Source organism: Halobaculum rubrum, assembly GCF_019880225.1.
GTDB lineage: Archaea > Halobacteriota > Halobacteria > Halobacteriales > Haloferacaceae > Halobaculum > Halobaculum rubrum.
The window spans coordinates 2,029,073-2,052,866 of sequence record NZ_CP082284.1; the positions used below are offsets into that span (position 1 = coordinate 2,029,073).

General features: G+C 66.2%; 32 protein-coding genes. 20 read left to right on the forward strand and 12 right to left on the reverse strand.

Going from position 1 to position 23,794, the window contains the following annotated elements:
* Positions 1-264: 264 nt before the first annotated feature.
* Positions 265-3,477: an isoleucine--tRNA ligase gene (ileS, locus tag K6T25_RS10485; RefSeq protein ID WP_222913877.1), complete on the reverse strand. Its 3,213-nt coding sequence runs from the start codon at positions 3,475-3,477 to the stop codon at positions 265-267.
* A 162-nt stretch (positions 3,478-3,639) separates the two neighbouring features.
* On the opposite strand from ileS, the gene K6T25_RS10490 reads away from it, so the two are divergent.
* From K6T25_RS10490 to K6T25_RS10505, 4 genes are all read left to right on the forward strand, one after another.
* A complete protein-coding gene (locus K6T25_RS10490; protein ID WP_222913879.1) occupies positions 3,640-4,266 on the forward strand; it encodes a DUF7500 family protein in 627 nt (208 codons plus the stop codon).
* 146 nt (positions 4,267-4,412) lie between these two features.
* Positions 4,413-4,832 carry a universal stress protein gene (locus K6T25_RS10495; RefSeq protein ID WP_222913881.1) on the forward strand — a complete coding sequence of 140 codons (420 nt, stop codon included), beginning with the start codon at positions 4,413-4,415 and terminating at the stop codon, positions 4,830-4,832.
* Between the two features lie 125 nt (positions 4,833-4,957).
* Complete coding sequence (locus K6T25_RS10500) at positions 4,958-7,270, forward strand: AAA family ATPase (protein ID WP_222913883.1); 2,313 nt, start codon at positions 4,958-4,960, stop codon at positions 7,268-7,270.
* A complete protein-coding gene (locus K6T25_RS10505) occupies positions 7,267-7,623 on the forward strand; it encodes a DUF5615 family PIN-like protein (RefSeq protein ID WP_222913884.1) in 357 nt (118 codons plus the stop codon). The genes K6T25_RS10500 and K6T25_RS10505 overlap by 4 nt, the downstream gene beginning before the upstream one ends.
* A gap of 273 nt (positions 7,624-7,896) precedes the next feature.
* On the opposite strand, the gene K6T25_RS10510 is transcribed toward K6T25_RS10505, so the two are convergent.
* Genes K6T25_RS10510 through K6T25_RS10535 form a run of 6 tightly spaced genes read right to left on the reverse strand, consistent with a single transcriptional unit; the run spans position 7,897 to position 10,791 of the window.
* Positions 7,897-8,985, reverse strand: coding sequence for a tyrosine-type recombinase/integrase (locus K6T25_RS10510; RefSeq protein WP_225917731.1), 1,089 nt, complete (start codon positions 8,983-8,985; stop codon positions 7,897-7,899).
* Complete coding sequence (locus tag K6T25_RS10515; protein ID WP_222913886.1) at positions 8,985-9,272, reverse strand: hypothetical protein; 288 nt, start codon at positions 9,270-9,272, stop codon at positions 8,985-8,987. Before K6T25_RS10515 ends, K6T25_RS10510 begins: the two co-directional genes overlap by 1 nt.
* Positions 9,269-9,631: a hypothetical protein gene (locus K6T25_RS10520; RefSeq protein WP_222913888.1), complete on the reverse strand. Its 363-nt coding sequence runs from the start codon at positions 9,629-9,631 to the stop codon at positions 9,269-9,271. Before K6T25_RS10520 ends, K6T25_RS10515 begins: the two co-directional genes overlap by 4 nt.
* The gene (locus K6T25_RS10525; protein WP_222913890.1) at positions 9,624-10,031 is read right to left on the reverse strand and encodes a hypothetical protein; all 408 of its coding nucleotides are present in this window, start codon (positions 10,029-10,031) and stop codon (positions 9,624-9,626) included. The genes K6T25_RS10520 and K6T25_RS10525 overlap by 8 nt, the downstream gene beginning before the upstream one ends.
* On the reverse strand, positions 10,028-10,360 hold the full coding sequence (locus K6T25_RS10530; protein WP_222913893.1) for a hypothetical protein: 333 nt from the start codon (positions 10,358-10,360) through the stop codon (positions 10,028-10,030). Before K6T25_RS10530 ends, K6T25_RS10525 begins: the two co-directional genes overlap by 4 nt.
* A complete protein-coding gene (locus tag K6T25_RS10535; protein WP_222913894.1) occupies positions 10,357-10,791 on the reverse strand; it encodes a hypothetical protein in 435 nt (144 codons plus the stop codon). Before K6T25_RS10535 ends, K6T25_RS10530 begins: the two co-directional genes overlap by 4 nt.
* 108 nt (positions 10,792-10,899) lie before the next feature.
* Here K6T25_RS10535 and K6T25_RS10540 point away from each other — a divergent pair, with 108 nt between their 5' ends.
* Genes K6T25_RS10540 through K6T25_RS10550 form a run of 3 tightly spaced genes read left to right on the forward strand, consistent with a single transcriptional unit; the run spans position 10,900 to position 11,634 of the window.
* Positions 10,900-11,145: an ArsR family transcriptional regulator gene (locus K6T25_RS10540; RefSeq protein ID WP_345778219.1), complete on the forward strand. Its 246-nt coding sequence runs from the start codon at positions 10,900-10,902 to the stop codon at positions 11,143-11,145.
* A 37-nt stretch (positions 11,146-11,182) separates the two neighbouring features.
* On the forward strand, positions 11,183-11,386 hold the full coding sequence (locus K6T25_RS10545) for a type II toxin-antitoxin system HicB family antitoxin (RefSeq protein WP_222913897.1): 204 nt from the start codon (positions 11,183-11,185) through the stop codon (positions 11,384-11,386).
* Positions 11,383-11,634 (forward strand): type II toxin-antitoxin system HicA family toxin, encoded by a 252-nt coding sequence (locus K6T25_RS10550; RefSeq protein WP_222913899.1) that lies wholly within the window; start codon positions 11,383-11,385, stop codon positions 11,632-11,634. The genes K6T25_RS10545 and K6T25_RS10550 overlap by 4 nt, the downstream gene beginning before the upstream one ends.
* A gap of 35 nt (positions 11,635-11,669) precedes the next feature.
* On the opposite strand, the gene K6T25_RS10555 is transcribed toward K6T25_RS10550, so the two are convergent.
* Together K6T25_RS10555 and K6T25_RS10560 are read right to left on the reverse strand one after the other, a co-directional pair.
* Positions 11,670-11,993 carry a hypothetical protein gene (locus tag K6T25_RS10555; protein ID WP_222913900.1) on the reverse strand — a complete coding sequence of 108 codons (324 nt, stop codon included), beginning with the start codon at positions 11,991-11,993 and terminating at the stop codon, positions 11,670-11,672.
* Positions 11,994-12,095: 102 nt separating this feature from the next.
* The gene (locus K6T25_RS10560; protein ID WP_240009216.1) at positions 12,096-13,049 is read right to left on the reverse strand and encodes a Cdc6/Cdc18 family protein; all 954 of its coding nucleotides are present in this window, start codon (positions 13,047-13,049) and stop codon (positions 12,096-12,098) included.
* Positions 13,050-13,676: 627 nt separating this feature from the next.
* Between K6T25_RS10560 and K6T25_RS10565 the strand changes: the two genes are divergently transcribed.
* Together K6T25_RS10565 and K6T25_RS10570 are read left to right on the forward strand one after the other, a co-directional pair.
* On the forward strand, positions 13,677-16,598 hold the full coding sequence (locus tag K6T25_RS10565; protein ID WP_222917997.1) for a DUF7827 domain-containing protein: 2,922 nt from the start codon (positions 13,677-13,679) through the stop codon (positions 16,596-16,598).
* Between the two features lie 150 nt (positions 16,599-16,748).
* Positions 16,749-17,345, forward strand: a complete 597-nt coding sequence (locus tag K6T25_RS10570; RefSeq protein WP_222913904.1) for a hypothetical protein — start codon at positions 16,749-16,751, stop codon at positions 17,343-17,345.
* Positions 17,346-17,659: 314 nt separating this feature from the next.
* Here the strand turns inward: K6T25_RS10570 and K6T25_RS10575 are convergent, their stop codons facing one another.
* From K6T25_RS10575 to K6T25_RS10585, 3 genes are all read right to left on the reverse strand, one after another.
* Positions 17,660-17,860: a hypothetical protein gene (locus K6T25_RS10575; protein WP_222913906.1), complete on the reverse strand. Its 201-nt coding sequence runs from the start codon at positions 17,858-17,860 to the stop codon at positions 17,660-17,662.
* A 9-nt stretch (positions 17,861-17,869) separates the two neighbouring features.
* Entirely contained in the window at positions 17,870-18,406 is a 537-nt protein-coding gene (locus K6T25_RS10580) for a tyrosine-type recombinase/integrase (RefSeq protein WP_222913908.1), read from the reverse strand.
* Between the two features lie 97 nt (positions 18,407-18,503).
* Entirely contained in the window at positions 18,504-18,770 is a 267-nt protein-coding gene (locus K6T25_RS10585; protein WP_222913910.1) for a DUF8053 family protein, read from the reverse strand.
* Between the two features lie 138 nt (positions 18,771-18,908).
* Here K6T25_RS10585 and K6T25_RS10590 point away from each other — a divergent pair, with 138 nt between their 5' ends.
* From K6T25_RS10590 to K6T25_RS10640, 11 genes are read left to right on the forward strand one after another with little or no spacing between them, the layout of a single operon-like run.
* Positions 18,909-19,067, forward strand: a complete 159-nt coding sequence (locus tag K6T25_RS10590) for a hypothetical protein (protein ID WP_222913912.1) — start codon at positions 18,909-18,911, stop codon at positions 19,065-19,067.
* Positions 19,064-19,300: a hypothetical protein gene (locus K6T25_RS10595; RefSeq protein WP_222913914.1), complete on the forward strand. Its 237-nt coding sequence runs from the start codon at positions 19,064-19,066 to the stop codon at positions 19,298-19,300. Before K6T25_RS10590 ends, K6T25_RS10595 begins: the two co-directional genes overlap by 4 nt.
* Positions 19,297-19,539 (forward strand): hypothetical protein, encoded by a 243-nt coding sequence (locus tag K6T25_RS10600; protein WP_222913916.1) that lies wholly within the window; start codon positions 19,297-19,299, stop codon positions 19,537-19,539. Before K6T25_RS10595 ends, K6T25_RS10600 begins: the two co-directional genes overlap by 4 nt.
* Positions 19,532-19,951, forward strand: coding sequence for a hypothetical protein (locus K6T25_RS10605; RefSeq protein ID WP_222913918.1), 420 nt, complete (start codon positions 19,532-19,534; stop codon positions 19,949-19,951). Before K6T25_RS10600 ends, K6T25_RS10605 begins: the two co-directional genes overlap by 8 nt.
* A complete protein-coding gene (locus K6T25_RS10610; RefSeq protein WP_222913920.1) occupies positions 19,948-20,211 on the forward strand; it encodes a hypothetical protein in 264 nt (87 codons plus the stop codon). Before K6T25_RS10605 ends, K6T25_RS10610 begins: the two co-directional genes overlap by 4 nt.
* Positions 20,208-21,725, forward strand: coding sequence for a hypothetical protein (locus tag K6T25_RS10615; RefSeq protein ID WP_222913922.1), 1,518 nt, complete (start codon positions 20,208-20,210; stop codon positions 21,723-21,725). Before K6T25_RS10610 ends, K6T25_RS10615 begins: the two co-directional genes overlap by 4 nt.
* Position 21,726: 1 nt before the next feature.
* Positions 21,727-22,140, forward strand: coding sequence for a hypothetical protein (locus tag K6T25_RS10620; protein ID WP_222913924.1), 414 nt, complete (start codon positions 21,727-21,729; stop codon positions 22,138-22,140).
* 36 nt (positions 22,141-22,176) lie between these two features.
* On the forward strand, positions 22,177-22,518 hold the full coding sequence (locus K6T25_RS10625) for a hypothetical protein (RefSeq protein WP_222913926.1): 342 nt from the start codon (positions 22,177-22,179) through the stop codon (positions 22,516-22,518).
* Positions 22,511-22,999: a hypothetical protein gene (locus tag K6T25_RS10630; protein WP_222913928.1), complete on the forward strand. Its 489-nt coding sequence runs from the start codon at positions 22,511-22,513 to the stop codon at positions 22,997-22,999. Before K6T25_RS10625 ends, K6T25_RS10630 begins: the two co-directional genes overlap by 8 nt.
* A 6-nt stretch (positions 23,000-23,005) precedes the next feature.
* The gene (locus K6T25_RS10635; RefSeq protein ID WP_222913930.1) at positions 23,006-23,311 is read left to right on the forward strand and encodes a hypothetical protein; all 306 of its coding nucleotides are present in this window, start codon (positions 23,006-23,008) and stop codon (positions 23,309-23,311) included.
* A 51-nt stretch (positions 23,312-23,362) separates the two neighbouring features.
* Positions 23,363-23,794, forward strand: a complete 432-nt coding sequence (locus tag K6T25_RS10640; protein WP_222913932.1) for a hypothetical protein — start codon at positions 23,363-23,365, stop codon at positions 23,792-23,794.

Genomic DNA, 23,794 nt, shown 5'->3' on the forward strand with positions numbered 1-23,794 from the left:
GCATGTCGCGTTCGTCATACAGTGTGGTCGCTCCGCTCGCGTGTCGAGTTCGTCGTCCGAATCGTCGTGGACGAGTCCGAAACTCTGTGAGCGACACAGGACCGCTCCGTTCACGAGACCTGCGGTCTCGTGAGCGCACAAATCGCGCAGCGGTTTGTGAACGCCGTGGTCCGTCGTCTCGCTCCGCTCGACGACGCGCTCTTCTTGGGCGGAGCGGCGCGGGACCGCTCCGCCGACCGCCCGAGCCGACTCCGTCGGCTCGCGTCAGTCGTCGGCGGGCGTCTCCGCCTCGACACGTGCGACCCCGATGGTGACGGCGACCCCCTCGACGCTCCACTCCTCGACGAGGTCGAAGTCGGCGTCCTCGTCGGCTCCGGCGGCTTCGCCGCCTTCGGGACGCGAAGCGCCCTCCACGAACGCGTCGGCGCGCGTCTCCTCGGCGACGTACTCGCGGTGGTCGTCGACGAAGCCGGCGACGCGGTCGTCGGCCACGTCCAGCGAGACGCGGATGCGCTCGTCGACGTCGAGGTCGAGTTCCTTGCGCATCTCCTGGATCCGACGGACCACGTCGCGGGCGTACCCCTCGGACTCGACGTCCTCGGTGAGTTCCGTGTCGACGTAGACGGTTCCGGCGTCGAACTCGGCGCTGACGACGCCCTCGGGCGCCTGCGAGTGGAAGGTGACCATGTCGTCGTCCAACTCGTACGTCTCGCCGTCGACCTCGACAGCGAGGCGACCGGTGGCCTCCAGGTCGGCGCGGGTCGCGCCTCGGATGGCGGCCATGACCTCCTGGGCGTCGCCGCCGAAGGCGGGACCCAGCTTCGACATCTCGGGCTCGGCCACCTCGACGAGTTCGCCGTAGGAGTCGACCACCTCGACCGACCGGCTGTTGACACGGTCGGCGAGCAGGTCCCGGAGGTTCGACACCGACTCGCGGGCCGACTCGTCGTCGAGAGCGACGACGACGCGCGTGACGGGCCAGCGGAGCTTTCGCTCGGCGCGCTGGCGGGCGTTCGCGGCCGCCTCCTCCACACCGCGGAGGACGGACATGTCCGTCTCCAGCTGTTCGTCGCGGAGGTCGTCGTCGATTTCGGGGGACGCGAGCTGGTGGACCGTCGTCGCCTCGCCGTCGAGATGCTGGTACATCCGCTCGGTGAGGTACGGCGCGTACGGCGCCAGGAGTCGGGTGACCTCGCCGAGCACGGTCGCCATCGTGTCGTAGGCGGCGCGCTTGGAGGCGCTGTCCTCGTCCTCCCACATGCGCTCGCGGATCGCCTTCACGTAGAAGCGCGACACGTCCCGCGTCACGAACTCCAGCAGGGCGTTCAGCGCATCGTCGACTTCGTAGTCGTCCCACGCTGCGTCCATCTCGGCTTTGACCGTCTGCAGGCGCGAGAGCACCCACTCGTCGACGACCGTCAGATCCGCGCCGTGTACGTCGGGGTCGGCCGGGTCGTACCCGTCCAGCTCCATGTACGGGAGCGGGAAGCGGAACACGTTCCACAGGATGTTGAGCGTCGACTGCATCTCGTGGAGGCCGTCCCACTCGAACGCGAGGTTCTTCTCCTGTTGCTCGTGGCTCAGGAGGTAACAGCGGAGCGGGTCGCGGCCGGCGGCGTCGATCGCCTCCTCGGGCTCGACGATGTTGCCCTTGGACTTGGACATCTTCGAGCCGTCGCCCATCGTGGTGAAACCGTGCATCAGCACCTCGTCGTACGGCGACTCGCCGAGGGCCGCCGTGCCCATGCCCAGCTGCGACCAGAACCACCCCCGGGTCTGGTCGTGCGCCTCGATGATGAGGTCCGCGGGCCACAGCTCCTCGAAGTCCGCCTCGTCGCTCGGGTAGCCGATGGTGCCGAGGCTGGCGACCGAGGAGTCGAACCACACGTCGAACACGTCCGGCACGCGCTCGTAGGTGGTCCCGCCCTCGGTGATCGTCAGGTCGTCGACCGAGGGCCGGTGGAGGTCGATGGATTCGGGATCGATCTCCTGATCGACGCGCTCGGCGAGCTCCTCGCGCGTGGCGACGACGATCAAGTCCTCGGCGTCGTACGTCTCGGCGTCCTCGGGCACCCAGATCGGGAGGGGGATCCCCCAGTAGCGCTGCCGGGAGACGTTCCAGTCGGGCGCCTCCTCGACGAAGTTGCGGAAGCGGCCCTCGCGGGCGGAGTGTGGGTGCCACTCGGCGTCGTCGATGTTGTCGAGGAGCTCGTCTTTGATCTCGGTGATCCGGATGAACCACTGGTCGGTCGCGAGGAAGACGATGGGCGTGTCACACCGCCAGCAGTGACCGTAGCTGTGTTCGTGAGTTTCCGACGCAAGCAGCAGGCCATTCGCGTCGAGGTCCGCGATGATGTCGTCGTTGGCGTCGCGGACGAACTCCCCGGCGTACTTGCCGCCCGCCTCGGTGTAGACGCCGTCGCCGCCGACGGGGCAGAACGACTCTAGGCCGAGTTCCTCGCCGCGCTCGAAGTCCTCCTGCCCGTGGCCGGGCGCGGAGTGGACCAGTCCGGTGCGGTCGGCCTCGACGTAGTCGGCGGTGTACACCTCGCCGGAGCCCTCGAAGCTCGGATGCTCGGGCACCTCCTCGGCGAGCGGGTGGTCGTACGCCCAGCCGACCAGCTCCTCGCCCGAGTGCTCGGCGACGACCTCGTAGTCGTCGTAGCGACCGCGCGAGAGGGCGTCCTCGACGGTCGACTCCGCGAGGAACAGGGTCTCGGTCTCGCCGTCTCTGGTCGCCTCGACCTCCTGATAGGTCAGGTCGGCGCCGACGGCGATGAACGTGTTCGCGGGGATGGTCCACGGCGTCGTCGTCCAGATGACGAGGTGACCGTCGCGGTCGCGGAGGGGGAACTTCACGTAGATCGAGGGCGACTCGACCTCCTCGTACTCGACCTCGTTATTGGCGATGGCGGTCTCACACCGCGGACACTGCGAGATGGAGCGCTTGCCCTGCTCGACGAGGCCGCGGTCGTGGACCCGCGAGAGCGCCCACCAGGCGGACTCCATGTACTCCGGCTGGATGGTCTGGTACGGATCGTCCCAGTCCATCCAGGCGCCGATGGACTGGAAGTCCTCGTCCATGTTCTCGCGGTTGCGGACGGCGAACTCCCGACACTCCTCGATGAAGTTCTCCATGCCGAACTCCTCGATGTCCCGCTTGGTGTCGAAGCCGAGTTCCTGCTCGACTTTCGTCTCGATGGGGAGCCCGTGCATGTCGTAGCCGGGGCGGTCGGTCACGTCGTGGCCGGTCATCCGCTTGTGGCGGATGACGGCGTCCTTGAGGGTCTTGTTCCAGGCCGTCCCCAGGTGCATCTGGCCGGTCGTGTACGGCGGGCCGTCGACGAAGAAGAACGAGGGGTCGTCGGCGTGTGCCTCCTTCGTCACCTCGTAGGCGTCCGTCTCGTCCCAGCGCTCGGAGACGGCGGCCTCCACCGCCTCCGGCGTGTACTGGTCCGAGATGTCGCTGTCGTCCATGCTCGGTGTGAACCGGCGGGAGGTTATCAACTCGGTGGTCCACCGTCGCGAGTTCACAGGGAGTCGCGCGGATCTGCTCGCGCCGGTCCGTTCGACGCGTCGCTCTCATCGCTGAGAACCGCGGCGGTGCGTTCATACGGTCGCCACGCAAACCGCCGTCCTATGAGCGACGCCGACGACGCGGAGGAACCCGACGAGGAGCGACCGGTTCGGGACGTCGTCCGCGTCGACGGGCCGGACTCGAGCGAGGAGGCCGAGGGCGACGGGGAGCCGCCCGTCGGTCGCGACGGCGTGATGGACCCCGACGAGCTCGATATCCGCGGTCACGACGGCGTCGACGAGACCGACGACGGGCGATACGTCATCTCCACCGGCGGGGAGACCCACGGGAACCACGACGAGGCGGCCGACAGCGTCGCCGAGGACGCGACCGGTTCCTCGGGGACCGCCGATTTCGTCGGCGACGGGGCCAGCACGGACGGGTGGGCCGACGCGGGTGACACCGCGCGTGACACGTCGGCCACGTCAGCCGCGTCCGCGAACCGCGACGCCGACGGCGACCCGCTGGACGCCGTCGCCGCGGAGTTGGACGCGATCTCGGCGTCGCACGGCTTCGCGCTCGCGGTCGCCGCGGGCGGGGAGACGGACTCCCTGCGCGTCGCCTCGGGCGAGCCGACGGACTCGCTGGCGACGGCGCTGCGGTGGTACGCCCGCCGCGTCAACCCCGACGTGCCGGCCGAGGAGACGATCCGCGAGCTGCTGGCTGCGTCGGACTTGGACCTCGGGTAGCTCGGTCCGTTGGGAGTCATCGTTGCCGAGTCGACGGGCTCGCGGTCGGCGAACGGCCGTGGGGTCTCCGCCGTCTCGTCACGCTCGTGGTCCGGTTCCGGTTCGACCCCCCCGACGTTTATGCGGACCCCGACCGTACTGAACGTATGATCGAACGCGTCCTCGTTCCGATGGACGAATCCGAGACGGCCGAACGAGCGCTCCGACACGCGCTCGAGGCCCATCCGAGGGCGGAGATCATCGTCCTCCACGTCGTGGGCGAACCGTCCGGGATGATGGGCGCGGCGGCGGGCCTGGCCCTGGAGGAGGACGCCGAGCAGGCGGGAGAGGAGGCCGCGGACGACCTCTTCTCGCGGGCCGAAGAGATCGCCGCGGAGTACGACGCGACGGTCGGGACCGAGGTGGGGTGGGGGAGCCCGGCCAAGGAGATCGTCAGGCTCGCCGAGGGGGTCGACCTGCTCGTGATCGGCGCTCACACGGGCGGCGTGGCCCAGCGGCTGTTCGTCGGCAACATCGCGAGGAGCATCGTCCAGAACTCGCCGGTCCCGGTAACGGTCGTACACTAACGGGCCGTCCGGGGAGCCGACGGACACGCCGACGACCCGACTGCTCGGAGTGCGACCCGGCGGAGCGAACGCCCCAGAGGGCGGACGTGGAAAGCCGTAAGCCCCCGCCCTCCGAAGCCGGTGGCATGAGCGACGACGAGGAGGTCGCGCTGACGGTCCGCGGCGCGGCCAAGCGCGACGCCGGGCGCGGCATTGCGCGCCTGTCCGACGCGACGATGAGCGAACTCGGGGTGCTCTCGGGCGAGACGGTCGTCATCGCCGGCGACCGCGAGACCGCCGCGAAGGTGTGGCCCGCCGGTACCGGCGCCGAGGACGGGGAGATCCTCGTCGACGGCGAGACGCGCGCCAACGCCGGCGCGAAGATCGGCGAGCGCGTCCGCGTGCACAAGGAGCGCGTCGGCGAGGCCGACGCCGTCACACTCATCGCGCCCGCCGCGCTCGACGGCGTCGACATCGACGGCGACACCCTCGCGCGCGCGGTGAAGCGTGACCTCGACGGCCGTCCCGTCAGTGCCGGCGAGCAGGTTCGGATCCCGCACCTCGGCGGCAACGTGTTCGTCGTCGAGGCCACGACCCCCGACGGGCCCGTCCGGATCCACGACGGAACCCGCGTCGCCGTCGAGCGAGGCGAGACCGGCGGAGACGCAGCGGGTGCCGAGGACGGGAGCGACAGCGGAGGCGTGACCGCCTCCTCGTCCGGGACGGGCGCGTCCGTCGACCTGCCCACTCGCGATCGACGGGCGGGCGAGGGAAGCGGACGACCCGCCGAGCACGGATCCGACGGTGCTTCGCCGTCCGGTACCGCCGATACCGACGGTCCCGCGGCGTCGATGCCGCCCGCCGGCGGCGTCACCTACGAGGACATCGGCGGGCTCGACGAGGAACTCGACCTCGTGCGCGAGACGATCGAGCTCCCGCTGTCGGAGCCGGAGGTGTTCGCCCGCCTCGGCATCGACCCGCCGAAGGGCGTGCTCCTCCACGGCCCGCCGGGCACCGGCAAGACGCTGATCGCGAAGGCCGTCGCCAACGAGGTCGACGCTTGGTTCAAGACGGTCTCCGGCCCGGAGATCACGTCGAAGTACAAAGGCGAGAGCGAGGAGAAGCTCCGGGAGATCTTCGCGGAGGCGAACGAGTCGGCGCCCAGCATCGTCTTCTTCGACGAGATCGACTCCATCGCCGGGCAGCGCGACGACGGCGGCGACATGGAGAATCGGATCGTCGGCCAACTGCTCTCGCTGATGGACGGCCTCGACGCCCGCGAGGACGTGATCGTCATCGGCGCCACGAACCGTGTCGACTCGCTCGATCCCGCGCTGCGCCGCGGCGGGCGCTTCGACCGCGAGATCGAGATCGGCGTCCCGGGCGAGGCCGGCCGCCGCGAGATCCTGGAGGTGCACACCCGCCGGATGCCCCTCGCCGACGACGTAGATATCGACCGTCTCGCCGCCCGGACGTACGGCTTCGTCGGCGCAGACGTCGACTCGCTGACGACCGAGGCCGCGCTGACGGCGCTGCGTCGCGCGCGCCACGAGGACAGCGAGGTCGACCTCGCGACGGTGGAGGTGACCCGCGCGGACTTCGAGTCGGCGCTCGCGGCGGTCGAGCCGTCCGCGATGCGCGAGTACGTCGCCGAACAGCCCGACACCACCTTCGACGACGTGGGCGGGCTGACGGAGGCGAAGAAGACGCTCGAACGCGCGGTCACGTGGCCGCTCACCTACGCGCCGCTGTTCGACGCCGCCGGCGCCGACCCGCCGACCGGCGTGCTGCTGTACGGTCCGCCCGGAACCGGGAAGACGCTGCTCGCCCGTGCCATCGCCGGCGAGTCGGAGGTGAACTTCATCGAGGTCGCCGGCCCGGAGCTGCTCGACCGCTACGTCGGCGAGTCCGAGAAGGCCGTTCGCGAGGTGTTCGAGCGCGCCCGCCAGGCGGCGCCCAGTATCGTCTTCTTCGACGAGATCGACGCCATCGCGACGGACCGCGACGGGATGGGCGACTCCTCGGGCGTCGGCGAACGCGTCGTGTCGCAACTGCTCACCGAGTTGGACCGCGCCAGCGGCAACCCGAACCTCGCGGTGATCGCGGCGACGAACCGCCGGGAGGCGCTCGACGACGCGCTCGTGCGCCCCGGCCGGCTGGAGAGCCACGTCGAGGTGCCCCTGCCGGACGTGGCGGGGCGCCGGAAGATCCTCGCGGTTCACACCGAGCGCACGCCGCTGGCGGACGACGTGAATCTGGAGGACGTGGCCGACCACACCGAGGGGTACTCGGGGGCGGAACTCACCGCGGTCGTCCGGGAGGCGACGATGCGGGCGGTCGAGCGCGTCGCCGACGAGTTCGGCGAGGAGGCGAACGACCACGCCGACGCGCTGTCGGTGACGATGAGCGACTTCGAGGCGGCGATGGAGCGGGTCGCGCCGCCCGAGTCACAGGAGTGAAAGCGGGAGATCCGTCGGGAGAGTTATTCGATGAGGACACCGAGAAGCAGTTCGCACGGCTCTGCGAGCGCGACGGTCACGATGTCGAGCGCGTCGTCGACGTGCCGGAGCTGGGCGACGGCGCGAAGGACCCCGATGTTCGTGCCTACGCCCGTCGCGAGAACCGGATCATCGTCTACCACGACGACGACCATACCCAAGTTCCGATCGACGAGCACGTCGGCGTGTTCCTCATCCCCGAGCAACTGCTCTCGTCGTTCGACCACTTTCGCATCCTCTCGGCAGTCTGTGAGTCGTATCCGAACCGTGGTAGTCTCCAGCCAGTCGCCTATCTGACTGAGAATTGGCTGTAGTAGGCCCTGTTCCCTACTGACCCGTCGCGATAAACTCCTCCCGCGACAGCCCCGGCGGCAGGGACACTATCGCGCCGGTCGGTACGTGGACGACCACCGTCCCCCGATCGACTGAAAACGCGGTGAGGGGGCGGGGTGTTCTTTATACCGAACGTACCCCAGTCTCCGGGTTAGGGTGAAGTCGCACAGGAAGTGGGGTCGGAGGGCTAGGTCTATTCGACCGATTCGCGGTCCCGTGGACGGATCTGATGCTTTTGTACTCGTCAGGGAACATCACTCGTTCACCTCCGCGTCGTCGTCGCTGTCGATGTCGAGATCTCGCGTGAACTCCTCGCGCCGACGCATCTGGCGCTCGCCGCTGGCCTTGTCGTAGAACCTCTCGATCACCTTCGAGGTCGCGTTCACCCGCTCGGCGACGTGTTCAAGCGGGACCCCGCGGTTCAACTGCCACGTGATCGACCCTGACCGGATCTGGTGAGGCGACCGCGACGAGGGACACTTACTCGCGTGGTTTCGTTTGCGGTACTTGCACGTCTCGCGGTCTTCCCCGTGCGGACAGGACGTGTGTAAACACGGCTGAGTCGCGAAGTAACTCCAGACCCGCAATGTCGAGTCACTCGGCCGGCCCTGCCGGCAGGACAACAACGGTTCCCGACCGTGGTCGTCACGTTTGTCGACGCGCTCGCGAGTCAAGTAGAAATCGAGCACATCGGCGACCGTCTCGGAGATCCGCACGACGCGCTCACCCTCGGTCTTGTTTTTCAGCGGCGTGTCCGACTGGGGCCGGTGGACGAACGACAGCGTCGCACCGTCGTCGAGCCGCTCGTAGTCGCGGAGATCGAGCCCACGGATACCACCCATCCGAGCACCCGTGTTCCAAGCGATCTCGAGGAACGTGTGCCAATCCGTCCCGCGATATGCCGGCGAGTCGCGGAAAAACGATAGCGACGCCGTCGCGTCGGCCGGTGCGAGCAGCGTATCACTCGTTTCGTCGGCCCTGTCAAGGGATGGGATGTTGACCGATTCCGCCAGCTGTTCGTCGACAGCCTCGATTCCGACGAGGTACTCGACCAGTTGGTTGATCGCAACCATCAGTCCCTTCAGCGTCGTCGGGGCCACATCCTGTGCGCGCTGAGCGCGGGCGCGGTCGATCGCCAGCCCCGACAGGTCGTCGACGGTCTCGATCCCCTGTTCGTCACACCAAGCGATGAACCACCGCAACCGGTCACGGTAGTCGTACACCGTCTTCTCGCTCACATCGATAGCCTTCGCCTCGAGGAACAGCTCTGTCGCGTGAGCGACGCTGAGATCGGACGGGTCGTCCGGCATATCCCCGAATCCGCCGTCAGAAGGCGCTCGCATTACAACTCACCTCGCTCGTGCTGGCTGTCCGAGCCGGCAGTTCCGGGCGTCACACCCTCGTAGTTCGGGTCGACCGACTCGGGTCGGTGTGGACACCGGTCGTCGATCGGGGCACGCTGGCGACCGATGCGGAGGTGCCCGTACTCCGTGCCGTCGTCCCCGACCGAGATCGGCTTGCGACAGATACGACAGCGGAGATTTCCCTTCCGAGCAGGAGGCATCGGTTCGGTCACCAAGTGATCCGGGATCGCGACGGGGTCCGTGAGGCGGCGTTGTGTCGTACTCACCGCTGATCACCGTCCTCGTGGCGCGGCAGCACGTACGCGGAGTGTCCCGTCGTCTCGCGGTGGCTCTTCACCTTCGTCTCGGCGGCGGGTTCGCCGCGGAACCCACCGAGGCGACCGCACGCGTCGTCGCACCAGGCAACGTACTCGACTTCGTCCAGGTCGGGCTCGCCGCCGTCAGCGACGAGGCGCTCGCTTCTCGCACGACATCCCTTCACCGCCGCGATCTCGGCACTCACGTCGCGGAACCACTCCTCCGCGAACGCGACGTCGCCCGACGAGTCGATCTCGAGGGACAGCTCGAACGCACGCCGGGCGGCAGCGCGCTCCTCGCGGAGCTCCTCGAGGTCGCGTTCAAGCACGCTCCGTCACCTCCTTCACGTCGAACTCGGCACCGCGAGCGGCGGCGAGGGTCGAGACAGCGTCGAGTGCTTCGTCGGCTCGGTTCTCGTGGATCAGCCCGAAAACGTTGTCGTCGGTCTTGACGATCGCGAGCTCACGGTTCGCGAGCGCCTCGATCTGCTCGTCGGTCAGCGTGACGACCGTCGCCCCCTTCCCGCCGTCAGTCGCGACACCCTCGCCGCGATCGGTATCGGCCTCGTCCGGCCCCTGGCAGTCGGGACACAGGTGCCGGATCTCCGGGTAGTACTCGTCCTCGCGAGACACATCGATCCGCTCGGTCTCACGCGTCAGGACGTACCGCCCGCAGCCGAGACAGACGACCTCCTCGGGCTCGTGGGGAAGCCGCTCGCCGAGCGTCACGCCGACTCACCTCCGTCTTCGTCGACGAACAGATCATCCAGCGTGCCGTCCTCGCCCTCGTCGGTCGGTTCGACACCGAGATCCGCGGTGTACGCCTCGATCTCCTCGACGAGCAGGTCAAGCACCTCGCGGACGGAGTCCTGCGAGCGGATCTGTCCGTGCTGGGAAGTGATCGACGAGACGAGATTCTGGAAGATCGCGTCGTCCTCTTTCAGGACCTCGATGCCCTGTGCGAGCCGGCGGTACTTCGCGGCCTTCTGGAACGCCGCGGAGTTCAGCACCGCCTCGATCTCCTTGTCGGACAGCTCGTCGACCGAAAAATCGCTCACGCCTCCTCACCTCCGTCGGCCGCGACCCGACGCGCGCCGGCGTCGAGAGCGAACGCGACCCCGCGCAGCTTCACGCCGGCAACGTCGAACCCGCACGGCGCGAGTCGCGTCCGGCACGGTCCGACCGTCGATAGGCCGTGATCCGCGAGCGCGCGGCCGCACTCGGGACAGTCGTTTCTCAGGAAAAGCGGTACGTCCTCTCGTTCGGGGGATTCAAGCCCCGATGTGCTGTCGTCATACACGGCTTTCGTGCTCCACTCACGAAGGCCCGCGCGGACCGGCGTCCCAAGCGCCGGGTCCGCAAACTTCTGCGAGCAGGGACCCATCGGGGAGCGACGGGTCCGCGAAGTGCCTTCGTACCAATCGGCTGAGAACGGACACGACTTGAATATACCGATGGTATATGCTACTAGGTTATCTGATTCAGACATACCATCAGGATTGAGCACGCTATTTACCGATGGTATATAGACATCTTGGGAGAGGGAATCAGATTGAAACTCGTCCGTCCTACTGATTTCGATATTCTTGAGGCGTTTATGGAGCACGGACGGAACGTTGCGCCCAACATTGCGGAACATCTGGACCGCGACAAAGGGTACATCAACACGCGACTGCCGCAACTCGCAGATTACGGGCTTCTCGCTCGTATCGGACCGAGTGAGAACGCCGGCCTCTACGAGATCACAAAGCGCGGCCGCGTCGCACTGGAGCAGCGGGACGAGTACGAGGACGCGGACGACTTCGACGCCGTGATAGACGACTACCTCGACGACGAGGACTGACCGAACGCTTTTCTCGGACGTTCTCGTATCGATTCGTATGAGTACGGGACGCAAGATCAGCCTGATCGAGGAGGACGACGGCGGCTGGTCGGCGATCGACGAGGAGGTCGGCGTCGCCAGCCAAGGCGAGACGCGCGAGGAGGCACTCGCGAACCTCGACGAGGCGGTCGAACTCACGATCGAAGCCCGCGAGGACGACACGGAGGCTCCTGAAGCGGACGCGCCGTGGTTCGACGCGTGACAGGGCCGCCGCGCGATTTTTCCGGACACGATATCGTCAACGTCCTTCGGAAGTTCGACTACCGGAAGGACCGCCAGCGGGGGAGTCACGCGATCTTGAAGTACACGAATCCGGACACGGGCGAGGTCCGAACGGTGACGGTCCCGCTTCACGACCGGGTGAAGATCGGGACGCTCCAGAGTATCGCCGAACAGTGTGGTGCCGACGACTTCGGAGAGTGGTGCTACTGGATCGACGAACACCGCTGACTCGGCGGCGGCGGGAACTGTTTTGGACACGTGGATCACTCCCCGAAGACGCGCGCCTCGGCACGATCGACGATCGTCTCGACCCACGCGGGGAGCTCGTCGAGATCGACGCCAACACCGCCACGGAACGCGCGCCGCGGTTCGATGTTCCTCAGCTTGACCCGCGCGTCGATCCGGTAGTCGTCGAACTGCTCGCCGGTCCGCGCCTCGACCTGTAGCGTTCCGTTCGCGTCGGTCGAGACGAGCACGTCGACGCGTCGGGGAACGCCGTCCCGGTCGTGACCGTGGGCGACGAGGTCGACGCTGATCTCGATCGTCTGTGCTCCGCTGCCATGGGCCGGCCGCTCGGACTGTGCCATACCCGACGCTGTGACCGTCCCCTGCATAAGGCCGAGTCGGAGGTTCCACTCGCTTCCACTCGGTCACAAACCGCCAGACAACGCCCGATCTCAGACTTCCAGTTACCCTTCCACTCGCTTCGAGTCGGTCAGCCGATACAGCTTCCCATCCGCTCCCCGGGATACCGCGACGAGGTTGTAGTGTTCGAGCTTCGGGAGGTGCGTCCCGCGCATCGAGCGATAGCTGAGGGTGTCGTCGCCGTGCTCCTCCTGGTATCGTTCGTACAGATCCTTCTGGATGAGCGGCCCGTCGCGTTTGAGGATCTGATAGACGGTATGCTGGTGATCGTTCAACTTCGAGATCGACTTCTGGCGGATCTCTGCCTCGGCGTCGACGACGGACTCCTCGACGAGCCGCTCCGGGATCGACGAAAGGCCCTCACCGGCAGCCTTCTTCGCGGCGACCCGCAGCGCCGTGATAGCTTTCCGGGCATCGCCGTCGGTCGACTCGGCGATCCGACGGAGGACGTGGCGCTCGGCAGCACCGTCAACGAGCCCGGACTGAGCGCGTCGGCCGAGGATCTCCGTCACGATATCGGCGTTGTAGTGGTCGAACCGGACACGGTAGCCGACGCCGATGCGCGAGCGGACACGGTCTTCGAGCTTGGCGAATAGGTCCACCTCACGGTTCGCGATAGCGATCCACGAGAGCCCGCGGACGGTGTGAAGGTCGTACAGCAGTTTCGTGTCCCGGAGCTGGTCGACCTCGTCGAGGATGATCACGCTGGGTGAGTCGAGCTTCGACTGCAGCTCATCGAGGAGATCTCGAACGGGAGCGCCGCGACGGACCGAGGTGTTCGCGAGATCCTTGACGGCGCGTTCGAGGACGGCGCTGCGAGTGTAGTCCTTCCAGCAGTTCACGTAGCCGGTCGGCACGTCGAGCACCTCGCGCCGGAGCTCTCGAACGGAGGCGCGCGCAACTGTCGTCTTCCCCGAGCCGGAGGGACCGAACAGAAAACAGTTCTCGGCAGAAAAGCCGTCCTCGACGGGTGCAAGGGCGTCTGTGACCTCGTTCATGTGCTGATGCCGACCAACGATCTCTCGCGGAAGGTGATCGTCCTCGAACACTGTGCCGTCACGTAACATCTACTCGAATCGGTGTGCCCGGCGGGGTGATAAGTGGACACGCATACCTTCCAGTTGCTTCCAGTCGGCTGCACAATCATGGGTTGTTGACGCCCGCGGGCGCCCGCGCTGTTCGCGAGCGGTATGGTTCGATGAGAGAGTGTGGGTCACTACTGCGTGAAGAAGTCAGGGGCAGGCGAATTCCCTACCCAAGGAACATGGCGCCTGCCCGCTGCGGGCCCGTATAGAATGAGAGCGTCTCACGTACTTATGGATTCGGGTCGACCGTCGACGATACCGTTCGACGGATGATCGAACCCGGGATTTTGAATTCTGGCGTTTGAAGGCTTCTCCCTACTATGTGATGGGTTCTCACACCCATGTCGTTCACACAAAGTATTTACCGTGACTGCCATTTATTCCTCACACCCCTACCCGAATGCGCTGGTAGCCACGCAGCCCCAGACCGAGTCCGGCTGTCCACCGACAACCGGTGTCGGGTGTGGCAGGCGGGCGTCTGCAGCAGGCTCGGGAGGACGCTGCCGGTGCGATGCAGTGCGGTGCGATTCAACACAAACCATGACAGACAACAATAACAAGATCCGCGCGCTGTTCCTGACAGCGCTGATGGTGTTCAGCGTCTTCGCTGGGACTGTCGCGTTCGCAGGTACAGCTGCTGCGGCAACTTCCGGTCTCTCCGTGAGTCCGTCAGATGCAGCTCCTGGCGACACAATAACGGTGAGTGCGACAGCCGCAACGGGCGGAAATGACGTAACGTATGCAATTGACGCAGACCAAGATGGAAGCATCCAATCGGATGAGCACATCGCTACCAATACCTCGGACACCAATGGGAATTCTGAGGTAACATTCACGCCTTCAGATATCGCTGGCATTACAGCGGATTCTGACGGTACGTATACGGTGTACGCTGTCGAGGAAGGTAATGGCGATGGTACCGACGACACCACATACACCGTAAGTAGCCCGGGTAGCACCTACGACCAATCCACGACGCTCAACCTGAACTCCGACACAGACGCACCGTCTGTTTCTGGAGCAGTTGAGTTCTCGGACACTGATGGTGCCAACATCGCTGGCGGCACGACCGACAGTGAGAGCATCATTGAGGTCGGATTCTCCGAGGACGTTCTCCAGAACGACTCCTCGAGCGCACTCACGACGACCGACAACATCACCGTCTACGTCAACGATGAGGACGTCACGAGCGACTACACGCTCGACTCGGCCGGTGACACGAACGGCCAGATCGTCCTCTCATCGTCGACAGCGCTCGACCCCGGCGACGAGGTCATTGTCAACATCAACGCCCTCTCCGACACGACTGGCGTTGACTCCGCCGAACCCGGTAACGTTTCGGTGACCGTGACCGGCACGACGCTCGCAGAGAGTGGCTCGGATCTCAGCACCTTCGAAGGAGCTACCGTTGCCTTCGTCACGGAGGACGGTTCCGAGGACCTGAATCAGGACCTCGAAATTGTCACGGACGGTGGCGAGTTCATCTTCAGTGGTAGCACTGGTCCCGGTAGTCAGGTCTACGTCTTCGATACGGCCGACCGAAACACCAGTGCGACCTACCAGTTCAGTACGGTCCTTGACAACGGTAACGCGGACGTTACTGACAGGTCGCTGGACATCCGCCAGCTCGGTCTGTCGGCTTCGGTCGACAACGAGAACATCACGACCGCGGAGGCCCTGACCGGCGAGGTCAGCGCCAACGCCGGTAACCGCGACATCACCGTCGAGGTTACCGACTCCGACGACGACGTTGTCCCCGGCGCCACCGCAACCGTCACGCTTGACGGCTCCGGTGAGGGCACGTTCGACGTCGGCACGCTCTCGGATACGGGCACCTACTCGGTCGAGCTCACTGACGTCAGCACTGGCGTCAGTACCACGACCAACGACGTGACCGTGAGCGAGACTGAAGAGGGCGAGTCCGCACTCGGCGCGGGCACGGTCTCGGTCACGCAGGGTGACAACGCCGAGTTCACGATCGAACTGAACAACGACGCCACCGAGGCGACCGTCCTCATCGGCGACATCGCTGAGGACGGCTACCAAGCCAACGTCACTGTCACGGACGGCAATGACGACGGCGAGGTTACGTTCGACTTCAACACCTACACTGCCGGCACGACCGGCAGCACTATCGTCACGCTCGCTGGCGACAGCGAGGGCACTGACGACACAGTCGCGCTGGACAACCAGGGCGACGATGAGCAGACGCTCTCGGACATCCTCGACACTGGCGACTACATCGTCAGTACGAGCACGGGCGACGCGGCCGCGACGGCCGACAGCCCCGACGAGGTCGGTACGCTCATCATCGAGGAGCGCTCGGTGCCGAGCCAGCAGCTCTGGCGGACGAGCGACGACACGCTCGAAGCGGTCGGTGACGCAATCGACGATGAGGACGTCGACGAGGTGTCGGCAATCACCTCGGCTGTCGAGAACGGCCAGGTCACGCAGACTGACACGGTCGCTATCGACCCCGATGGTGGCATGGACGACGTCCTTGTCCACCAGGTTTCCGCTGATGGTCTCGAGGGCGTCCTCGCGAACGTGAGTGCCAGCGACGACTCCACGACCACCGCCTTCTACAAGGCGACGCAGACCAACAACACGTACGGCCAGCCCGTGCTGGAGGTTCTCTTCGAGGAGACCAACCCCGGCTCGAACGCTGACCCTGCGACGCTCAACCTGAGCGCGCTCGGCAGCGCGCCGGACGCACTGACGGTTGTGTACGACGACACGTCGTCGACGTACTACGTTTTCCTCGACACGGACACTCTGGAGAGCCAGGGCTTCGAGGACGGCGATAACGTCGAGACGGAGGTCAACGTGCAGGACGAGCACCTGCTCGACATCGACAGCGATGTCACCGCAGAGAACGCCGAGGACGAGTACCAGACCGCCGCAGCGAACTTCAGTGTCGAGGAGGCAACGGGCAGCTTCGACACGAACGCTGACGACGAGGTTGAAGCAGCCGCCGGTGACGCGTCCATCACGGGTACGACGAACGTCGCGCCCGGGACGGAGTTCACGGTTCGCGTCCAGTCCACCGACGAGACGCAGCCGCGCTTCATCGAGACGCAGACCGTGACTGTCGCTTCGGACGGCTCGTTCGAGGCAACGTTCAACCTGAGCAACAACGCTGCTGGCGACACGTTCACCGCGAGCGCCCGCCAGGCAGCCTTCTCCGCATCGGCTGACGGCGTGCTCGTCGAGAGCACGGCCACGCCGACCGCGACCGCGACGCCTGACGAGGGCACGGCAACCGCGACCGCGACGGCAACGGCAACCGCAACCGCGACGGCGACCGCGACGGCCACCGAGGCTGACGACGGTACGCCGACCGCGACCGCGACGCCCGACGAGGAGACGACGACCTCGACGTCGACGCCCGGCTTCGGCGCGGTGCTGGCAGTCATCGCCCTGATGGGCGCCGCGCTGCTGGCCGCTCGTCGCAACAACTAACTAATCACGACTGACCGGCCGTACCCGGTCACGTCCGCTTCACGCGGACCCATTCTTTCGACGCGCTCACACCGACCAGCGACGGCGGTCGCATTGGGATGCACCCCGACGGCCGGGAGATTCACGTCCCCCTGAGCAGTACTGTAGGATATGTCCGACGCAGAGCGCCTGCGTGACGGCCCCGCGACTGGGATCGACCTCGGCGCCCTCCCGCTCGAACTGCGAGCGATGGCTCGCAAGATCGCGGTGAACGGAACGCCGGGACACTCGACGGAGAACTCTTCGGCACAGTTCACGAACGTCGTCTACCTCGATGGCGACCAGCAGGCGGCAGCTGAGCTGTTCGCCGAGGTGAATGCAGACAAGCTTGAGCAGATGGAGTTCTCAAAGCGGAACGTCCTGCAGACATCGATGGAGCGTCCACTGTATGACCTCATTCTCGATGCGCACGGCGAGCGGAAACTCGAGTGGTGTGAGGACCTCATCGTCGAACGCCGGCGTGATGGGAGTACCTGGGTCTTCGAGAAAGAGGCGTACATCTCGCAACAGGGGCAACGCTACCGCGTCAACGACCGAAGTCACGGTGCCGCGCGGGTCGACCGCTCGCTGCAGGCGTTGTACGATGAGTTGAAGCCGACGATCACACCGTCGACGCTCCGGGAGGCCGGCGTCGAGGGCGACGTGGCGCCGGTGATCGCGTACTACCGTCAGAACTCTGAGTTTGACAACACCACCCTTGCAGAATAACACAACTCGGAGGCATCAATCGAAATCGTAAAATACGGAAATTCGTTGGTGGCACGACGGTGCAACCTGAGACGAGAGTGCTTGACGAGTTGCCCCGCGCAACTAACAAGCATGTTAAGATCTACGCCGTTGCACTCGTCGAAATTCTTGGACAAGCCATCGGTAACTACAATTACTGCCACGAACCGAGAGGAGGTCCGAGGATCGGAGTTCCGGCGTGACCACTGACCGATCTGGTCGGAGACGACCCAATCCTGAGAACTGAACACTGAATCGGCCCGTCGCTGACGCACCGGTGTTCAGATCGGGGTGATCTACTCCTCAAAGAGGACGTACGCGCCCTCGATCTCGGGGTGCTCCTCGACGGTACCCTCGACGAGCAGATCGCCGAGAGCGTGCTTCACGTCCACCTCATCGAACTCGTCGGCGAGCGCGTCGACGAGTCGTTCCTTCGTTCGAGAACCCGGCTGTTCGAGGTTTTCGACGATCGCGGCATGGACAGATCGGTCCTTCATGTTCAGTTTTCACCAGAGTTCCTCGGCCTCGGCGTCGAGCTGCGTGCCGGCGTACTGCAGGTAGTCGTTTGCGCTCGACAAATCGGCGTGTCCCATCGTCTGGCGGATGTACTGTGGCGTCGCGCCTCGCGCCGCGATCAGTGTCCCGTAGGTGTGCCGGAGGACGTGGGGCGTGATCTTCTTCCGGAGGTCGGTCTCGGCCGCCACCCGCTTCACACGGTTCGTGACTGTCTGTCGGGTCGCGTCGTACGCCTCGTGATAGCTGAAGTAGTCACGGAGCCGCCGTACCGTCCCCGGATGCTTCAGCGGGATCGTCCGTGCGGAGTGCTCGGTTTTCGGCGACCACTCGCCTTCGGCGGGCGGCACCCGCAACCGCTCGGCCTGCCAGTCGATCCAGTCGTCACGGAGGTGCGCGAGCTCGTCGGCTCGCAGGCCCGTGTGGGCGAGCGCGTAGATCGTCACCTGGTGGTCGAGATCTCGTTCGTCGGCGGCCGCGAGCAACTCGTCAAGCTCGGATTCGGTAAGGGGTTCTCTTGTCCACGCCATGGCAGACAGTAAAACGAGTTTCCAGCGAGACGTAAATACGGCCCGTGCGGACCCCCGAACGCCGGCCGACTTTGACAGACGTATAGCTCTGTAAAACTCAGTCCGCCGTCGGCGGCTGTCCGAACGCGTCTTGGTTCATGAGTCGCTGCGCGGCGAGCCGCTCGACGACCTCGGTGTCCTCAGCATCCGGAACGCGCGCGTCGTCGACGAGCCGAACCAAGTAGACGCGACGCCCGAGCCGGTCGACGACGACGGGCTGGTCGCCAGGGATCGAGCCGTCGTCACCGAGAACGCCGTCGCGACCGAGCCCGTCCTTCGGGAGTGCCACGAGCCCGCTACCGCCGTTTGCTTGCAGTTTGCGCATACAGTGGCTGTCCTGACTATCCGGGATAAATGGCCCGTGCGGTGGTAGTCTCTGTACAGAGTCTCGTGTTTTCGCGGAGGTACTAGTACGGGGGTCAGGACAGCCGGAGTATCGGCCGCCCTACCGGCCGAACGGAGCATGGAACCGGACACCCCGCCGCCCCGTGCGGGCGGCACCGACGGCGGTTTCGAGGAGCATCGTATCAAGCGCCCCCGCGAGCCCGGGCTCGATCTCACGGTCGGCGACGTAGCACGCGTCGACGAGTACGTCGACGATCTCGTCGGGAGGCGAGCGTGAGCCTGGGAGACCTGATCGAGGCGGTCGAGCAGGCGTTGTCGACGCTCGACGAGCTGATCGGCGGGCTGCTGTCGATGCCGACGAGCGACGACGACTCCGGCCCGGACAACCGGCCGCCGATCACGCCGACCTCGAAGGCGATCGAGGCGTGGCCGACAGAGTCGCATCGCACAGACCCGCATCCCGGGCCGGCGTTCGAGGGACACCGCGTCCCGCTCGGAGGTGACTCGTGAGCGAGTGCCCGTGGCCCGGCTGCCACGAGCTGCCGACGGTGACCGTCGTCGAGCCTCCCGACGGTGCCGATGCGGTCACGGCGGGCACGACCGGCGCGCCGGCCGGCCGCTACTGTCCCGAACACGCCAAACGCGTCCGCGACGGCGACTCGTGGGAGCTCGAGGAGAGCGAGTCCGAGCGCGTCGAGTCGGACGTGCGCTGGCGCGACTTCTCACAGACGGAGGTCGCCGATGACTGACGGGGAGGTCCGCGTCAGCGAACGCGGTGAGGAGGCCGTCGTCGAGGCGCCGAGCCTGAACGGCGAGATCTTCGTCGACCTCGACAGCGGCGTGTCGGGACAGGCGACGGTGCACGCGCCGACCGGCACGAAAACCGTCCACGACGACGGCTTCAACCCGGACAGCGAGGCCGAAGACGAACCGGCCACTGACGGCGGCTACGCGAGGCCGACGGAGCGGCTGACGCTCCGCGGCACCGGGATCACCGAGGAGGGCGGCGCGATGCTCGCCGTCTTCGGCGTGCTCTGCCTGCTCTCGGCGTTCGAACCGGACCTCGCGCCGCTCGGTGCGGCGGTCGCCGGCATCGGGCTGGCGTACATCGGCGCCCGAGCGAAGTTCTCGCTGGCGGCGACGGGAGGTGACGACGCGTGAGCACGACGCCAGAGGCCCGCGTGCGGTTCCTCGGCGGGGTGCTCGCCACGTCGATCGTCTCGCTGTCGTTCACGCTGGCGCTGCTGTTCGACGGCGGGCTGCTCGCGGCGGCGTCGGCGCTGCTACCGCTCCCGCTGTGGGCGTACATTGCCTGGGAGGAACTCGGCACCGCGGCGCCGACGCGAGCTCGAGAGCCGGAGGTCGCAACAGACGGCGGACCACGGACTCGTCGCCCGGAAAGCGACGGAGACGACAGATGAACTACGACACACTATTCAGCAAGCGAGCAGCGGCGCTCGCGATGGTGGTATTGCTCGTCGTCAGTGCGGGCGGGGCGGTCGCACAGGCGTCGATGACGATCAACGATCCGGGCGAAGTCAACTACGAGAGCGACGCGGTGCACAACCCCGGAATCGGGGTGACCCTCGAGAAGGACACGCACCAGGTCGGCTGGGGACTCACGCAGTACGAAGGGAACTCTGGTGAGCTGGTGACGCCAGACGCGCGAGTGAACGACTCGGAGGCGAACCCGGTCGGCGTGACCGCGACGGACATCAACTTCTCCGACGCGGGTGCGTTCCCGCGGTACAACGAGACTCACTCGGCGCTCGACGCGAGCGAGTGGTCGACGACGACCGGCGTCTCGGTCGCCGACACGACCACGGCGCCGAACGTCGACGCGCTGAACGTCGCGACGAACGGCTCGTTCGCTGACGGCGACTCGGCGACGGCGACGTACGCGCTCTCGCAGTCGATCGACTCGGACGAGGCGAAGCGCTCGCTGCAGCTGTTCGCTGACGTGAACACGCTGGACGCTGGCGCACACGTCGAGATCCGCGTGGTCGACGAGGACAGCGACTACAAGACCGCCGTGATCGACCCGGACAACTCGACGGACGCCGATCACGTCCTCGCGAACGCGACTGGTGAGGGCTACGTGCTGCAGCACCAGCTCGGGGAGATGTCGACGACGACCGTCAGCGGTTCCGACGGCACGTTCGACAACATCCAGAGCGTCGAGATCGTCGTCGAGGACGGCGACGCGGACGTGTCGCTGTCGGTGATCAACTCCGAGAAGCTCGGCGAGTACACGCTCGGCGAGCAGCGCTACGACAGCGACGACGACGGTGAGGAGGACGAGACTCGGACGATCACCGAGCCGACGGGTCAGTTCTGGATCACGGGCGTCGACACGATGGGCGACACGTTCTCGAACGCGGACATCGCCGGCATGGAGATCGCGATGATCTTCGACGCGTCGTCGCTGGATCAGGAGATGGACGCGCACATCGAGTTCACCGACGACCGCGGTGACTCGGGCGTGTACCCCGGCTTCCAGTTCATCGTCGACTCGTACTACCGGCTGTCGCTGCCGAGTGCGTACGACGTGAGCTACTCGAACGCGGAGCTGACCGACGAGGTCGAGCTGCCGTCCTCGCGGTACCAGACGGTCGAGTACGCGGAGGGTGTCTCCGACACGGAGTTCGACGAGATCTCGAGCTGGTCGAGCGTGAAGTCGAGCTACGACTCGCAGGGCGACGAGGTGACGCTCGACTCGACGATCCAGCCGGGGACGGAGATCGCGCTGCACTACGAGTACGTCGTCACTGGGAGCGAGAAGGACAGCTTCACGGGCGGCGGTGCCGGGCCGGGCCAGTTCGGCCAGGAGTCGGGCGGCTGGCTCTCGAACATCCCGATCGTCGGACAGTGGCTCGCCGGTCTGATGGCCGTCGTCGGGTCCGTGATCGGCGGGAAGTGGGCCATGGGGAAGTAACATGGCGACTGAACCGCTGACGCTGCTGGAGAAGGCACGCGGCCGGAGCCTCACCGGGATCGCCAAGCAGGGCATCGGCGGGTGGCTCCTGGCGCTGTCGACGAGTGCGATCCTCGGCGTGCAGGCGATCGTGAAGGTGCTGCTCGTGCCGGTCGACCTGTTCGTGAACATCACTGGCGCGGTGGGAGAGGCGCTGATCCTCTCGCCACTCGGCGTCGTGATCGCCGGGAGCGAGGCGTCCGCGCAGTCGGTTGCCGAGTTCGAGTTCCTCGGACTGCCGCTGGGGACCGTCCTCGTACTAAGTTCGTTCGCGGTCGTGTCGCTGTACCTGCGACAGCCGTGGTCGTCGGACTTCATCCCGGGGACGTTCACCGACATCCCGTTTCTCGGCACCGAGGAGGAGGGCGAGACGTAACATGACCGCCAGCCGACCGCGGACGGAGGTGGACTCGTGGTGACGCGCGAGTCGCTGGCCGACCGGTTCCTCACGGAGAAGGGACGCATCGCGGTCGGCACGCTTGGCGGCGGCCTCGTGGGCGGCGGTCTGTACGCGCTGCTGCAGGGCATCGTCGGCATCGTGTTGGGCGGCGGGCGAGCGCTCGACATCTTGCTGGGCGGCTACGCGAGAGCGCTCCGGTCGAACGTGACCGCGCTGATCGCCGGCCTCGAGGCGGAGGTCGCCGACGCGTGGGACCCATTTCAGGCGGGCGTGTTCTCGCTGCCGCTGAACGTACTGGTCGTGATCGTCGGCTTCGCAGTCGCCGCTCTCGCCGTGAGGTGGTACGTTGGCTGACGACACGCCGACGTGGAGCGTGATCGCGCCCGATTGGGTGCAGAACCTCTCCGAGCTCGGCAAGGCGCTATCGAACGGGAACTTCGCGTCGCTCGTCAGGAGCGTCGTGTTCCGGCCGATCGTCAAGACGATCATCGGCATTGCGGCGACAGTGTACGGCGCGATCCTGACGCTGTTTCAGGGGTCGGCGCCGGGGTTCTCACGCGACGAATCCGTGTGGGGACTCGCCGACCTGTTCCCTGCGATCGCGAGCTACGCGCTCGACCTCGTCGAGTACGTGTACGGGGCCTACGTCGATGTGGGCCTGTTCGTTGCGAGCGCGATCACACCGTCAGTACCGGGGCCGATCGACGGCCTGATCCTGCTGGTGGTGTTCGCGGTCGAGGCGGTCGTGACGATGTTCCTGATCGTGCGAGGCACGCGAGCGGTCGCCGATGCGATCCCGGGCCTGTCCGGGATCGAGACGTTCATCTTCGGGTGATAGAGCATGGGAAAGAGACTCAAGAAGACGAAAGAGGCACTCACACACCCGATTTCAGCGGCGTCGAGCGCGGTCGCCGCCTTCGGTGCACTACTGAATCCGGATGTCGTGTTCGCGATCGGCTCGGCGCTGTACGCGTCGGCGCCGAGCCTGTTCACCGGTGGGTCTATCGCGGCGTTCACGCTGCCGCAGGTGTTCCCGACGCTGGCAGCGTTCAAACCGGTATTCCTCGCGATCGTCGCGATCGCGGGACCGCTGTACCTGATCCGGCTGGTGAACAACTCGACGGAGATCTTCGAGGAGAAACTATGAGCAACACACCAACATCGGAGACGCATCGCCGGCGAGCGCGAGGTGATCTCGGTGCCGACTGAGGTCGTCTCGCTGCTCGCGGAGAACTGGCTGTGGCTGATCGGCGGGGGCCTGCTCGCGCTGATCATCTACTGGATCGCCGACGAGGCTGGAGACGCGGCCGATCGCGTCGAGACGGTCGAGCGCGTCACTGATCGCGCTGAGCGCGCGACGGGCGGCGTCCTCTCGGGAACGCGAGCGCTGCTCGTGGGCTTCGTCGGCATCGGGCTGACCGCGGCGGGCGAGGTGCTCGGACTGGCGGCAGTCCTGAACGAACTGCTCGGCGGGGTACCGTACCTCGTCGGGATGCTCCTGTACGGTGGCCTGAGCCTCGCAGGTATCTACGTCGACGTGCGACCGTCCACACTCGGGATCGCGTTCGTGATCGTGTTCCTGGTGGTGTCGATGATCTGGATCGGCAACCGCGACGGGAGGGCGGCGTAG

Coding starts and splice junctions, on each gene's coding strand:
- K6T25_RS10590 (WP_222913912.1), top strand. CDS start 18,909: ATGGAACCGGACACCCCGCCGCCCCGTGCGGGCGGCACCGACGGCGGT.
- K6T25_RS10540 (WP_345778219.1), top strand. CDS start 10,900: ATGGAGCACGGACGGAACGTTGCGCCCAACATTGCGGAACATCTGGAC.
- K6T25_RS10490 (WP_222913879.1), top strand. CDS start 3,640: ATGAGCGACGCCGACGACGCGGAGGAACCCGACGAGGAGCGACCGGTT.
- K6T25_RS10635 (WP_222913930.1), top strand. CDS start 23,006: ATGGGAAAGAGACTCAAGAAGACGAAAGAGGCACTCACACACCCGATT.
- K6T25_RS10545 (WP_222913897.1), top strand. CDS start 11,183: ATGAGTACGGGACGCAAGATCAGCCTGATCGAGGAGGACGACGGCGGC.
- K6T25_RS10605 (WP_222913918.1), top strand. CDS start 19,532: ATGACTGACGGGGAGGTCCGCGTCAGCGAACGCGGTGAGGAGGCCGTC.
- K6T25_RS10580 (WP_222913908.1), bottom strand. CDS start 18,406: ATGGCGTGGACAAGAGAACCCCTTACCGAATCCGAGCTTGACGAGTTG.
- K6T25_RS10510 (WP_225917731.1), bottom strand. CDS start 8,985: ATGCGAGCGCCTTCTGACGGCGGATTCGGGGATATGCCGGACGACCCG.
- ileS (WP_222913877.1), bottom strand. CDS start 3,477: ATGGACGACAGCGACATCTCGGACCAGTACACGCCGGAGGCGGTGGAG.
- K6T25_RS10575 (WP_222913906.1), bottom strand. CDS start 17,860: ATGAAGGACCGATCTGTCCATGCCGCGATCGTCGAAAACCTCGAACAG.
- K6T25_RS10555 (WP_222913900.1), bottom strand. CDS start 11,993: ATGGCACAGTCCGAGCGGCCGGCCCATGGCAGCGGAGCACAGACGATC.
- K6T25_RS10495 (WP_222913881.1), top strand. CDS start 4,413: ATGATCGAACGCGTCCTCGTTCCGATGGACGAATCCGAGACGGCCGAA.
- K6T25_RS10535 (WP_222913894.1), bottom strand. CDS start 10,791: ATGTCTGAATCAGATAACCTAGTAGCATATACCATCGGTATATTCAAG.
- K6T25_RS10570 (WP_222913904.1), top strand. CDS start 16,749: ATGTCCGACGCAGAGCGCCTGCGTGACGGCCCCGCGACTGGGATCGAC.
- K6T25_RS10620 (WP_222913924.1), top strand. CDS start 21,727: ATGGCGACTGAACCGCTGACGCTGCTGGAGAAGGCACGCGGCCGGAGC.
- K6T25_RS10585 (WP_222913910.1), bottom strand. CDS start 18,770: ATGCGCAAACTGCAAGCAAACGGCGGTAGCGGGCTCGTGGCACTCCCG.
- K6T25_RS10615 (WP_222913922.1), top strand. CDS start 20,208: ATGAACTACGACACACTATTCAGCAAGCGAGCAGCGGCGCTCGCGATG.
- K6T25_RS10560 (WP_240009216.1), bottom strand. CDS start 13,049: ATGAACGAGGTCACAGACGCCCTTGCACCCGTCGAGGACGGCTTTTCT.
- K6T25_RS10565 (WP_222917997.1), top strand. CDS start 13,677: ATGACAGACAACAATAACAAGATCCGCGCGCTGTTCCTGACAGCGCTG.
- K6T25_RS10500 (WP_222913883.1), top strand. CDS start 4,958: ATGAGCGACGACGAGGAGGTCGCGCTGACGGTCCGCGGCGCGGCCAAG.